This window comes from Pantoea sp. Seng (genome assembly GCF_009829935.1).
Lineage (GTDB): Bacteria > Pseudomonadota > Gammaproteobacteria > Enterobacterales > Enterobacteriaceae > Pantoea > Pantoea communis.
Genome location: NZ_SZZV01000002.1, coordinates 123,594 through 136,376 on the forward strand (window position 1 = coordinate 123,594; position 12,783 = coordinate 136,376).

12 protein-coding genes are annotated in these 12,783 nt (G+C 52.5%); 7 read left to right on the top strand and 5 right to left on the bottom strand.

Going from position 1 to position 12,783, the window contains the following annotated elements:
- Window position 1: 1 nt before the first annotated feature.
- Entirely contained in the window at window positions 2-676 is a 675-nt protein-coding gene (gene kdpE / locus FD737_RS02270) for a two-component system response regulator KdpE (RefSeq protein ID WP_034829121.1), read from the top strand.
- A 79-nt stretch (window positions 677-755) separates the two neighbouring features.
- Here the strand turns inward: kdpE and pgm are convergent, their stop codons facing one another.
- A complete protein-coding gene (gene pgm, locus FD737_RS02275) occupies window positions 756-2,396 on the bottom strand; it encodes a phosphoglucomutase (alpha-D-glucose-1,6-bisphosphate-dependent) (RefSeq protein WP_097117424.1) in 1,641 nt (546 codons plus the stop codon).
- Between the two features lie 25 nt (window positions 2,397-2,421).
- Window positions 2,422-2,967 carry a replication initiation negative regulator SeqA gene (seqA, locus tag FD737_RS02280; protein ID WP_058962146.1) on the bottom strand — a complete coding sequence of 182 codons (546 nt, stop codon included), beginning with the start codon at window positions 2,965-2,967 and terminating at the stop codon, window positions 2,422-2,424.
- Window positions 2,968-3,215: 248 nt separating this feature from the next.
- Here seqA and ybfF point away from each other — a divergent pair, with 248 nt between their 5' ends.
- The 4 genes from ybfF to fur all read left to right on the top strand — a co-directional run bounded on the left by ybfF (window position 3,216) and on the right by fur (window position 5,894).
- Window positions 3,216-3,980, top strand: coding sequence for an esterase (gene ybfF, locus FD737_RS02285; protein WP_160832604.1), 765 nt, complete (start codon window positions 3,216-3,218; stop codon window positions 3,978-3,980).
- Between the two features lie 168 nt (window positions 3,981-4,148).
- Window positions 4,149-4,424 (top strand): LexA regulated protein, encoded by a 276-nt coding sequence (ybfE, locus tag FD737_RS02290; RefSeq protein WP_097117426.1) that lies wholly within the window; start codon window positions 4,149-4,151, stop codon window positions 4,422-4,424.
- Window positions 4,425-4,559: 135 nt separating this feature from the next.
- The gene (fldA, locus tag FD737_RS02295; protein WP_034829111.1) at window positions 4,560-5,090 is read left to right on the top strand and encodes a flavodoxin FldA; all 531 of its coding nucleotides are present in this window, start codon (window positions 4,560-4,562) and stop codon (window positions 5,088-5,090) included.
- 354 nt (window positions 5,091-5,444) lie between these two features.
- Window positions 5,445-5,894 carry a ferric iron uptake transcriptional regulator gene (gene fur, locus FD737_RS02300; protein ID WP_058962149.1) on the top strand — a complete coding sequence of 150 codons (450 nt, stop codon included), beginning with the start codon at window positions 5,445-5,447 and terminating at the stop codon, window positions 5,892-5,894.
- Window positions 5,895-5,955: 61 nt separating this feature from the next.
- Here the strand turns inward: fur and FD737_RS02305 are convergent, their stop codons facing one another.
- The 3 genes from FD737_RS02305 to nagE all read right to left on the bottom strand — a co-directional run bounded on the left by FD737_RS02305 (window position 5,956) and on the right by nagE (window position 10,429).
- Window positions 5,956-6,351, bottom strand: a complete 396-nt coding sequence (locus FD737_RS02305) for a hypothetical protein (RefSeq protein WP_038648263.1) — start codon at window positions 6,349-6,351, stop codon at window positions 5,956-5,958.
- Between the two features lie 234 nt (window positions 6,352-6,585).
- Window positions 6,586-8,253: a glutamine--tRNA ligase gene (glnS, locus tag FD737_RS02310; protein WP_160832605.1), complete on the bottom strand. Its 1,668-nt coding sequence runs from the start codon at window positions 8,251-8,253 to the stop codon at window positions 6,586-6,588.
- A gap of 151 nt (window positions 8,254-8,404) precedes the next feature.
- Window positions 8,405-10,429, bottom strand: a complete 2,025-nt coding sequence (gene nagE / locus FD737_RS02315) for an N-acetylglucosamine-specific PTS transporter subunit IIBC (protein WP_045816530.1) — start codon at window positions 10,427-10,429, stop codon at window positions 8,405-8,407.
- Window positions 10,430-10,772: 343 nt separating this feature from the next.
- On the opposite strand from nagE, the gene nagB reads away from it, so the two are divergent.
- Together nagB and nagA are read left to right on the top strand one after the other, a co-directional pair.
- Entirely contained in the window at window positions 10,773-11,573 is an 801-nt protein-coding gene (nagB, locus tag FD737_RS02320) for a glucosamine-6-phosphate deaminase (RefSeq protein WP_034829102.1), read from the top strand.
- A 60-nt stretch (window positions 11,574-11,633) separates the two neighbouring features.
- Entirely contained in the window at window positions 11,634-12,782 is a 1,149-nt protein-coding gene (gene nagA / locus FD737_RS02325) for an N-acetylglucosamine-6-phosphate deacetylase (protein ID WP_160832606.1), read from the top strand.
- The last annotated feature ends 1 nt before the right edge of the window (window position 12,783 follow it).

Below are 12,783 nucleotides of genomic sequence, written 5' to 3' on the forward strand. Positions count from 1 at the left end.
CGTGACGACCATCTTGATTGTTGAAGATGAAAAAGAGATTCGCCGTTTCGTGCGCCTGGCGCTGGAAAGCGAAGGTTTGAAAATTGTGGAAGCGGAGCAATTACAGCGCGGGCTGATTGAAGCAGCGACACGAAAGCCGGATTTAGTGATCCTCGATCTTGGGCTGCCGGATGGTGACGGCAACGACTTTATCCGTGAAGTGCGCCAGTGGAGCAGCATGCCGGTGATTGTGCTATCTGCGCGCAGTGATGAGCAGGACAAAATCGATGCACTGGATGCCGGTGCAGATGATTATCTGACTAAGCCGTTTGGTATCGGCGAGTTACTGGCCCGCGTGCGCGTGGCGTTACGTCGCCATCAAAGCAGCCAGCCTGAGCCGATCGTGAAATTTGGGGAAGTGAGTGTCGATCTGGCTGCGCGCCGCGTGCTGCGTAATGAACAGGAAATTCACCTGACGCCCACCGAGTTTCGCCTGCTGAGTTTGTTGCTGAACAATGCCGGGAAGGTTCTGACGCAACGTCAGTTGTTGAATCAGGTGTGGGGGCCGAATGCGGTGGAGCACAGCCACTATCTGCGCATTTATATGGGACATCTTCGTCAGAAGCTGGAAAGCAATCCCACCCAACCCAGCCATCTGCTGACCGAAACCGGTATCGGCTATCGGTTTATGCCATAAAAAAACGACCCATGTTGTCACATGGGTCGTTCCATAGAAAACGCGTGAAAAGGCGCACATAGCGCGCCTCGACGTTTAATTACGCGTTTTTCAGCACTTCGCTAACAATCTCTACCGCCTCTTTCTCGATCTGCTGGCGATGCTCAGCACCAAGGAAGCTTTCACAGTAGATTTTGTAAGCATCTTCCGTGCCTGACGGACGCGCAGCAAACCAGCCGTTTTCGGTCATCACTTTCAGACCACCGATTGACGCGCCGTTGCCCGGTGCAGCGGTCAGACGTGCAGTAATCGGATCGCCCGCCAGCGTATCAGCACTCACCATTTCCGGTGACAGCTTAGACAGTGCCGCTTTTTGCGCTGAGGTCGCCGGCGCCTGCAGACGGTTATAGCTTGGCGCGCCGAAGCGTGCTGCCAGTTCGTCATAGTGCTGCTGCGGGTTCTTGCCGGTCACCGCAGTGATTTCGGCTGCCAGCAGGCACAGGATGATGCCGTCTTTATCGGTTGACCAGGCGGAACCATCGAAGCGCAGGAAGGAAGCACCCGCGCTCTCTTCGCCGCCGAAACCGAAGCTGCCATCAAACAGGCCATCAACAAACCATTTGAAACCAACCGGCACTTCAACCAGCTTGCGACCAATGTCATTGACCACACGGTCAATCATTGCGCTTGAGACCAGGGTTTTACCCACAGCAACATCTTTGCCCCACTGCGGGCGATGCTGGAACAGGTAATTGATGGCCACGGCCAGATAATGGTTCGGGTTCATCAGGCCCGCAGGCGTGACGATGCCGTGACGGTCGTAATCCGGGTCGTTACCGAACGCCAGATCGAACTTATCTTTGTACGCCAGCAGACCCGCCATCGCGCACTCAGACGAACAGTCCATACGCACCACGCCATCTTTATCCAGATGCATGAAACGGAAGGTCTGATCGACCGCATCATTAACAATGGTCAGATCCAACTTATAGTGCTCAGCAATACGCTGCCAGTAAGCGATACCGGAGCCACCTAATGGATCAACGCCGATTTTCAGGCCCGCTTTCTGGATTGCCGGGAAGTCAATGACTTCAGCCAGACCTTCAACATAGGGCTGAATCAGATCCTGCTCAACGATATGGCCGCTTGCCCAGGCCTGATCCAGCGGCAGACGTTTCACGTCTTTCAGTTCGCCTTTGATCAGCTGGTTAGCGCGATCTTCCACCACCTTGGTGACGTTGGTATCAGCCGGACCGCCGTTTGGCGGGTTGTACTTGATGCCACCATCTTCTGGCGGGTTGTGTGAAGGCGTGATGACGATACCGTCCGCCTGCGCGCCACCGCGTTTGTTGTGTTCCAGAATGGCGTTGGAGATCGCCGGCGTTGGCGTGTAGCCATTATCCTGCTGCACGATCACATCTACACCGTTCGCCGCCAGCACTTCCAGCACCGACAGAATCGCCGGCTCAGACAGTGCGTGAGTATCTTTACCCACGTAGCACGGACCGGTGATGCCATTCTTTTTGCGCTCTTCTGCGATGGCTTGCGCAATCGCCAGAATGTGCACTTCATTGAAGCTTTGGCGTCCCGCGCTGCCGCGGTGGCCAGAAGTGCCAAATTTCACCGCATGGTCCGGGTTAGCCGTATCGGGCTTCAGGACGTAATACTGCGAGGTTAATTGTGCAACGTTAATCAAATCGCTCTGCTGGGCAGGCTGCCCGGCACGGGGGTGATTGGCCATTGACGCTTCTCCCTGACGCTTCAGTTTAAATGGTGCCGCGAACTTTCTCTGTCAGTTCCTGTGGGAACTGCATCGCCAGCATGATGTGTTCCACCATGCTGCATTTGCGGCCTGTATTGGTATTGGTGATCACCCAGTACGGTGTGCCGGGAACGTGCTTCGGCTTAGTATGGGTGCCATTTTGCAGCAGTGTGTGCTCGTCACCCGCAAAATAGACGCGAGTGCGGCCCTGCAGCGAGGCAGTGGCTTCAGCAAAGGCTGCTGGATCAAGACGATAGAGCGTTGACAGTACCAGCATAAAGCGATTAACCGCCTTATTCTGCTCAGCATACTCATCAGAGAGCAGCAGTTCACGCACGGCGCGTACGCGATCCTGAGGACGCGCTTCGCTGCGCACTGGCTGCGCTTCCTTGACCGAAGCCGAAGCCGCAGCGACAGGTGCAGTCGGTGCGGTCTGGCCCGCGGTAAACTTCAGCATGCGGCGCAAAATATCGGAGGCGCTTTCACCAATGTGCTGCGTGTGGCTGGCAATATAACGGTAGAGTTCTTCGTCAACTTCAATCGTTTTCATCTTATTCCGTACAATTCTGGCAAATGACAGAACCACGCATTATTGCAACGGCCTTAGCAAAATCGAGCTGTGCAAAACGTGAGCGGGCTCTAACATAAGGATTATAAAGTTAAATCCGTGGCAGCCGATAGCGCTGGCGTCGTTTCAGGGCAAAAGTCGGAATATGCCCTAATGCCTGGCCGGCTGGCTCCTGGACAGGTGAATCCATGATACCCTAAGCCAAGGTCACAACCGTAAGAACTTTAGCCATGATTTTGAACGCCCGTCTGCAAACTGAACAATCTCCCCCTGAAGCTTCCCCGATTCTGTTAATTCATGGCCTGTTTGGCAGCCTGGATAACCTTAGCGTGCTGGCACGCGGCGTACGGGATGCTCGCCCCACGCTACAAGTGGACGTACGCAACCATGGTTTATCTGAGCGCAGTGAGGTGATGAATTATCACGCCATGGCGCAAGATATCGTGGAGACGCTGGATGCACACCAGATTGAACGCGCTGGCGTGATAGGCCACTCGATGGGCGGTAAGATCGCCATGGCATTGAGCGCAGTGGCCCCCGAACGTATTGAGAAGATGGTGCTGATCGATATCGCGCCCGTGGATTACCAAACCCGCCGCCACGATGAAATCTTTGCCGGTATTCGCGCCGTCACCGCCGCGGGTGTAACGCGTCGTAGCGAAGCGGCCGAGGTGATGCGTCAACATGTCACTGAAGAGGGGGTGATTCAGTTTATCCTCAAGTCCTTTGTCGAGGGTGAGTGGCGCTTTAACGTGCCGGTGCTGTGGGACAACTACACCACGATTTCTGGCTGGGAAGAAGTTCCCGCCTGGCCACATCCCGCATTGTTTATCCGCGGTGGCGATTCTCCTTACCTCGACAATCAGCACCGCGATGCACTGCTGCGTCAGTTCCCGCAGGCACACGCACACGTGATTAGCGGGGCCGGTCATTGGGTACATGCTGAAAAACCTGATGCGGTTTTGCGCGCAGTTCGTCGCTTTTTTAACCTGTAAAAGCAAAAGCTTGCCGTATGCGGTTTAGGGTTGGCGTCGCGGATGGTGCTGGAGTATGATGTCGCGCTAAAAATTTGCCGCGGATGATTTTTTCGCCGTGGTCGGGCCGATAATGTATAAATCGCGCAGCGCCTTTCCGCCGTTCGCGCCCACTCAGTTTCACAAATCATGGCAAAAGAACAGACAGACCGTACCACGCTTGATCTTTTTGCAAACGAGCGGCGTCCTGGTCGACCCAAAACCAGCCTGCTGACACGTGACGAACAGTTGCGTATCAACAAACGTAACCAGCTCAAGCGCGATAAAGTGCGAGGGCTGCGTCGTGTTGAGCTGAAAATGTCCAGCGAAGCGGTTGACGCCCTGAACACGCTGGCCGAGCAACAAAACATCAGCCGCAGCGAATTGATTGAACAAATGCTGCTGGCGCAACTCAAACTGTCTTAGCGCGCTGACCGCACGCAGGAACACAAAGTTCAAGCTTTACTCGTTCCGCCCTTTTCAACGGTCTGCTATCATTCGCTAACATGTGCAGTCAATTGACTTACTTTCACAATCAGGCTTTAAGAGGTTACTTAACCCATGGCAATCGTAGGCATTTTCTTCGGCAGCGATACCGGCAACACTGAAAACATTGCAAAAATGATCCAGAAACAACTGGGTAAAGATGTCGCCGAAGTGCATGACATTGCTAAGAGCACTAAAGAAGATCTCGCAGCGTTCGACATCCTGCTGCTGGGCATTCCTACCTGGTATTACGGCGAAGCACAGTGTGACTGGGATGACTTCTTCCCTACGCTGGAAGAGATCGACTTTAATGGCAAACTGGTGGCGCTGTTTGGTTGTGGCGACCAGGAAGACTACGCAGAATATTTCTGTGATGCGATGGGCACGATTCGCGACATCATTGAGCCAAATGGCGCGGTGATTGTGGGCCACTGGCCGACTGAGGGCTATCATTTTGAAGCCTCAAAAGGTCTGGCCGATGACAAACACTTCCTCGGCCTGGCGATTGACGAAGACCGTCAACCTGAGCTGACCAATGAACGTGTTGATGCCTGGGTGAAACAGATTTTTGATGAGCTGCAGTTAAAAGAGATCATTGAAGCCTGAGCCTCGCCTCCCCAATGTGAGCGCTGGCTCACATTGGGACAAAGGAATTTCCTATAAAAATAATAGCTACGGTTTTTTAACTTTTCCCCGCAAATCTGTAGAATACCCGCAATGGTCATCCGCTTATTCCTCTGATTGTTGACTGAGGCTGAGTGAAATGGAAACCCAAACCACACCGTTCCGCGCTGACGTAGGCGATGTTTAACCTTACGACTTTTGTTGATTTGCGCGATACCCCGGTTTTCATTTCACTGCTTGAGTTCTATAATGAGACGCAAATGAGAATACGCGTGACCTAAACATTCAAGGCCCCTGCGCCGTAAGTGACATGCAAAGTAACAGGACAATATCCGAATGACTGACAACAACTCCGCATTGAAGAAGGCTGGCCTGAAAGTCACTCTCCCAAGATTGAAAATTTTGGAAGTGCTTCAGGGACCGGGCCCCGAGTCCCATCACGTCAGTGCGGAAGATTTGTATAAGCGCCTGATCGATATGGGCGAAGAGATTGGCCTGGCAACGGTATATCGCGTTCTTAACCAGTTTGATGACGCGGGTATCGTCACCCGTCATAACTTCGAAGGCGGCAAATCCGTATTCGAACTGACTCAGCAGCATCACCATGACCACTTGATCTGCCTGGATTGTGGCAAAGTGATCGAATTCAGCGATGAATCAATCGAAACGCGTCAGCGTGAGATTGCCACTCGCCATGGCATTAAACTCAGTAACCACAGCCTGTACTTGTACGGCCACTGTGCACTGGGAGACTGCCGCGAAGACGAGACGCTCCACGATAAGTAATTGAGTGTGCTATGCAATATAAAAAAACCGGTGCTGGTCACCGGTTTTTTTATGCCTGTTATCAAGCGATAAAGGTCTCGTGGAGGTAGCGCCAGCGAGGAATGGTGGTGCTGCAATCCAGCACAGCCAAAGAGATGCGCGTTTGATGGGTGCCGTTCAACATCTGCAGTTCACGATACTGAATCGTCACTTCCTGGCTCTGTTGAGAAATGATGGCATGCTCACTGGTGGCAATGCGCAGCCCTTCCCGCTGACCGTGCAGTTTGCGAAACAGCACTTCGGTCTCATTCAGATCCAGCTGCTTACCCAGCGGCGTCACCATTTTGAAATCCGGGTGAAAGTGTGACAAAAGCAGTTCCATGCTGTCATCACTGCCTTCTACCTGGTTAAAAACACGTTCAATAAGCTGATGTAATACCACCACACTATGCTTAGCTTCCAGGGCGAGACTTGTCATTTTTTTTCCTTTGATAACCCGCAGAGCTCTATTTAAAGCGCATAGCCTACCTGAAATACAATTTTTCACACTCGCAAATGGGTTAATTTTGCTAAAGTCAGAATTCTCGCAAAATAGACAACAAGCTCAGCTTCCGGCCTTCAGCATAATTGATTGCCCGTGGCGAATTACAGGCAATAAAAAAGGGCGATTGCTCGCCCTTTCATGATCATATTGTGCTATCGACGAAAGATATTACTCGCCAATCTTCGCGAAAGTATCGCGCAGTCCAACCGTGCGGTTAAACACCAATTTACCCGGCTGTGAGTAGACGCTATCGGCACAGAAATAACCTTCACGTTCAAACTGATAAGCTGCGGTAGTGGCCGCTTCACGCAAACCAGACTCCACGAAGCCCTGTTTGATCTCCAGCGAGTTCGGGTTAATGGTGGTGAGGAAATCCTCAGCCGCCGCGGGGTTTGGCACGCTGAACAGACGGTCGTAAAGACGGAACTCAGCTGGCAGTCCATGAATGGCGGAAACCCAGTGGATCACACCTTTCACTTTGCGACCATCCGCCGGATCCTTGCTCAGGGTGTCAACATCACAAGTGGCATAGATGCAGGTAATGTTACCCTCTTCGTCTTTCGCCACACGCTCAGCACGAATCACATAAGCATTGCGCAGACGCACTTCTTTGCCCAGAACCAAACGTTTGTACTGTTTGTTGGCTTCTTCACGGAAGTCAGCGCGATCGATCCACACTTCACGGCTGAACGACACTTCACGCGTGCCCATCTCCGGCTTGTTTGGATGATTAGGCATGGTCAGCGTTTCTTCGTGGCCGGCGGGCAGGTTTTCGATCACCACTTTCAACGGGTCAAGTACCGCCATCGCGCGTGGTGCGTTCTCATTGAGATCGTCACGAATACAGGATTCCAGTGACGCCATCTCAACGATGTTGTCCTGTTTAGTCACGCCGATGCGGCGGCAGAACTCACGAATTGAAGCTGCGCTGTAACCACGACGGCGCAGGCCTGAAACGGTCAGCATGCGCGGATCATCCCAGCCTTCCACCACTTTCTCGGTGACCAGCTGCGTCAGCTTACGCTTCGACATCACCGCGTATTCCAGATTCAGACGCGAGAATTCGTACTGGCGCGGATGCTGTGGAATGGTGATGTTGTCCAGCACCCAATCGTACAGACGACGGTTGTCCTGGAACTCCAGCGTACACAGTGAGTGCGTAATGCCTTCGATCGCATCCGAAATGCAGTGGGTAAAGTCGTACATCGGGTAGATGCACCACTTATCACCGGTCTGATGATGATCGGCAAACTTAATGCGGTATAGCACCGGATCGCGCATCACGATAAAGCTGGAAGCCATGTCGATTTTGGCACGCAGACAAGCTTTACCTTCCTCGAAACCGCCATCACGCATTTTCTGGAACAGCGCGAGGTTCTCTTCCACGCTGCGGTCGCGGTACGGGCTGTTTTTACCCGGCGCAGTCAGGGTGCCGCGATATTCACGGATCTCTTCCGCAGACAACTCATCAACGTAAGCCAGACCTTTATTGATCAGCTCAACGGCGTAGTTAAACAGTTGGTCGAAATAGTCTGAGGAGTAACGAATGTTGCCGCTCCACTCAAAGCCCAGCCATTGCACGTCACGCTTGATGGATTCAACGAACTCCAGGTCTTCTTTCACCGGGTTAGTATCGTCAAAACGCAGGTTGCACTGTCCTTGATAATCTTGGGCGATACCAAAGTTCAGGCAGATAGATTTCGCATGGCCAATATGCAGATAACCATTGGGCTCAGGCGGGAAACGGGTATGCACACTGCTGTGCTTACCGCTCGCCAAGTCTTCGTCGATGATCTGACGAATAAAGTTCGTTGGGCGGGCTTCAGCCTCACTCATCTCAAAATCCTCAAAACAATAGCGGGTGATTTGTACCACGAAGTAACGGAGTATGATCCACAAAGCGCAGGAGGGAAACAACCGTTTGTTGGTCGTTTTAAAACAAAAAAGGCAGGAATTGCTTCCTGCCTTCTGGCTAAATCACAAGGACTTAGTTTTTCACTTCATACAACGGTGTCACACCTGCAACCACTGAACCGCTGGCCAGCAGATTCAGTCCGGCGAAATCATCGCTGTTGCTGACCACCACCGGGCTAATCATTGAGCGCGCGTTGGCGTTGAGGAAGTCCAGATCCATCTCCAGAATCGGCTGACCGGCAGTGACGGTTGCTCCCTCTTCCACCAGACGTGTGAAGCCTTTTCCTTCCAGCGCCACGGTGTCCAGGCCCATGTGCACCACGATCTCAACGCCGTTAGCGGCTTCCAGACAGAACGCATGGTTGGTGTTGAAGATTTTCACCACGGTACCGGCAATCGGTGCCACCACGGTTTTGTCGGTTGGTTTGATTGCCAGACCATCGCCCACCGCTTTGCTGGCGAACGCCTCATCCGGCACCGCGTCGAGCGCGACAATCTCACCGGTCACTGGTGCCACCAGCGTAGCAATCACCGCTTTTTCAGTGTTCAACACGGCCTGGGGTTTAGTCGCGACCGGCGCAGCGGCGGCAGGAGCGGAAGCCGCAGCAACCGGGCCTTTGCTCAATACCGTTTTCATTGCGGAGGCGATGCTTTCAGCCTGAGTGCCGACAATCACCTGTACGCTCTGCTTGTTCAAACGAATCACACCAGACGCACCCAAACGTTTCGCCACGCCTTCATTCACCTGGGCTGAGTCTTTGACGTTCAGACGCAGACGAGTAATGCAGGCATCGATGTTGGTCAGGTTGTCTGAACCGCCGATGGCGGCAATGTAACGACGTGCCAGTGATTCGGTCTGGCTTTCACCATTACCACTATGGTCGACGTTAACGTCATAACCATCAGTTTCATCACCCGCAGACAATTCGCGGCCCGGGGTCATAAGGTTGAATTTCTGAATAGTGAAACGGAACACCACATAGTAGATGGCGAAGAACACCAGACCTTGTGGAATCAGCATCCACCAATTCACCGCCAGCGGGTTACGCGTTGACAGCACCATATCCACCAAACCGGCACTGAAGCCGAAGCCTGCAATCCAGTGCATGCTCGCAGCAATAAATACCGAGATACCGGTCAATACGGCATGGATCACATACAAAACCGGTGCCACGAACATGAAGGAGAATTCCAGCGGTTCAGTGATCCCCGTGAAGAAGGCCGCGAAGGCCGCAGCCAGCATAATACCGCCGACTTTCGCGCGGTTTTCTGGACGTGCGCAGTGGAAGATAGCCAATGCTGCACCCGGCAAGCCAAACATCATGATCGGGAAGAAGCCCGCCTGATAGCGACCGGTGATGCCCGGGATACCCGTGCCATTCGCGATTGATTGTGCACCGCCAAGGAACTTAGGAATATCGTTAATGCCTGCCACGTCAAACCAGAATACGGAGTTCAGTGCGTGATGCAGACCGACCGGAATCAGCAAGCGGTTAAAGAAGGCGTACACGCCTGCGCCCACCGAGCCCATTTTCTGAATGTGCTCACCGAAGTTCACCAGGCCGCCGAAGATGATTGGCCAGATGTACATCAGGATAAACGCCACAACGATCATCAGGAATGAGACAAGGATCGGCACCAAACGGCGCCCGCTGAAGAACGACAGCGCTTTGGGCAACTCAACATGGCTAAAGCGGTTATACACTTCAGCGGAGAGAATACCGACCAGAATACCCACGAACTGGTTGTTGATCTTGCCGAAGGCAGCAGGCACCTGATCGACCGGAATCTTCTGAATCATCGCTACTGCGGCAGGTGAACAGAGTGTCGTCACCACCAGGAAGCCCACGAAGCCGGTTAACGCGGCCGCACCATCTTTATCTTTGGACATACCGTAAGCCACACCGATGGCAAACAGCACTGACATATTTTCGATAATGGCAGAACCGGACTTGATCAGCAGAGCGGCCAGCGCATTGCCTGCACCCCAACTGTCTGGATCAATCCAATACCCTACCCCCATCAAGATTGCCGCTGCCGGCAGTGTCGCTACCGGCACCATAAGCGCGCGGCCGACCTTTTGCAGATATCCTAAAATACTCACCTTTTTCTCCCCCTATGAGACTGGCGTTTTGCCGTAGCGCGGGTTGATTTTATTATCCCTACGCTCGGTACCTTGATGACATCTTTCACCACGAGGCGCAGTGTAAAGATAAATTAATTCGCCTCGCAAATTAAAACCACAGTAACTGTGACTTTAATCACCATAATGGACGTTTATCACTGCGAAATGCTAGCCACCACCACAAACTTATTTTATGATGAAAAATATCAGGTCGCACTTTTCCCTGCTGGTTGCGCTTAAACCGATTACGCTTAATGGCAGCAACCTAAACCAGCATCGGCGACAACATTTTCCTAATCTTAATTGAGGTGAAGACATGAGACTGATCCCTTTGGCCACACCGACCCAGGTGGGTAAATGGGCTGCACGCCACATTGTTAACCGCATTAATGCGTTTAAGCCTAGCGCAGAACGTCCCTTCGTGCTGGGCTTGCCAACCGGTGGTACGCCACTGGAAGCTTACAAGCACCTGATTGATATGCACAAAGCGGGCCAGGTTAGTTTCAAGCATGTGGTGACGTTCAATATGGATGAATACGTGGGCCTGCCAAAAGAGCATCCGGAAAGCTACCACAGCTTCATGTACCGCAACTTTTTCGATCACGTTGATATCCAACCAGAAAATATCAATCTTCTGAATGGCAATGCGCCAGATATTGACGCAGAATGTCGCCAGTACGAAGAGAAGATTCGCTCTTACGGTAAAATTAATCTGTTTATGGGCGGCGTGGGCAACGATGGACACATTGCCTTTAACGAGCCGGCTTCTTCACTCTCTTCCCGCACCCGCATTAAAACCCTGACGCACGATACCCGTATCGCTAACTCGCGCTTCTTTAATGGTGATGTGGATCAGGTGCCAAAATACGCCCTGACCGTAGGTGTGGGCACGTTACTGGATGCTGAAGAAGTGATGATTCTGGTGACGGGCCATCTGAAAGCGCAGGCGTTGCAGGCTGCCGTAGAAGGTAACGTTAATCACATGTGGACCATCAGCTGTCTGCAGCTGCATGCGAAATCTGTGGTGGTGTGTGACGAACCGGCCACCATGGAACTGAAAGTGAAAACCGTGAAATATTTCCGCGAAATGGAAGCGGAAAATATGAAAGGTGTGTGAGAACACGTTGTGAAAAACCTGCTGCCTTAATGCGGCAGGCTTAGCCGGGAGAGAAAAACGATGTACGCATTAGTGAACGGCCGGATTTTTACCGGTCATGAAATTCTGGACAATCATGCAGTGGTGATTGCGGATGGCCTGATTGAGCGAGTGTGCCCACGAGAGGCGCTTGACGCAACGATTGCACAGCAGGATGTGGCTGGTGCGTTTATCGCTCCCGGATTTATTGATTTACAGTTAAACGGCTGCGGCGGCGTGCAGTTCAACGATGATATCGACGCACTGAGCGTGGAAACGCTGGAAATCATGCAGCGTGCCAACGAAAAATCAGGCTGCACCAGCTATCTGCCAACGCTGATCACCAGCACCAATGCTTTGATGAAGCGTGCCATCGAAACCATGCGCGCCTATCTGGCCAAACACCCTAATCAGGCGTTAGGTCTGCACCTGGAAGGTCCATGGCTGAACAAAGCCAAAAAAGGTACCCATAATCCAGATTTGATTCGTCTGCCCGATGCGGAGATGGTCGATTTTCTTTGCGCCAACGCAGACGTGATCACCAAAGTGACGCTGGCGCCAGAAAATGCCGGTGCCGATGTGATTGGCAAGCTGCGCAATGCCGGCATTATTGTCTCTGCGGGCCATTCAAACGCCACTTACGAAGAAGCCAAAGCGGGCTTCAGTGCCGGTGTCTCTTTTGCCACTCACCTTTATAATGCCATGCCAACCTTTGCAGGGCGTGAACCTGGTCTGATCGGTGCGCTGTTTGATTCACCTGATGTATACTGCGGCATCATTGCGGATGGTTTACATGTCCACTACGCTAACGTGCGTAATGCAAAGCGCATCAAAGGTGACAAGCTGGTGTTGGTAACGGATGCGACCGCACCCGCTGGCGCATCAATTGATAAATTCATTTTTGCAGGCAAAACAATATACTATCGCGACGGCCTTTGCGTTGACGAAAACGGTACCTTAAGCGGTTCTGCGCTCACCATGATTGAAGCGGTGCAAAACAGCGTAGAACATTGTGGTATCGCGCTGGATGAAGCTTTGCGCATGGCAACGCTCTACCCGGCCCAGGCAATGGGTGTGGAAAAACAGCTGGGTTCAGTGACAGCAGGAAAAGTCGCTAACCTCACTGTCTTTACCCGCGATTATCAAATCACTAAGACGTTAGTCAATGGAGACGACGTCCTCAGCGAGTAAG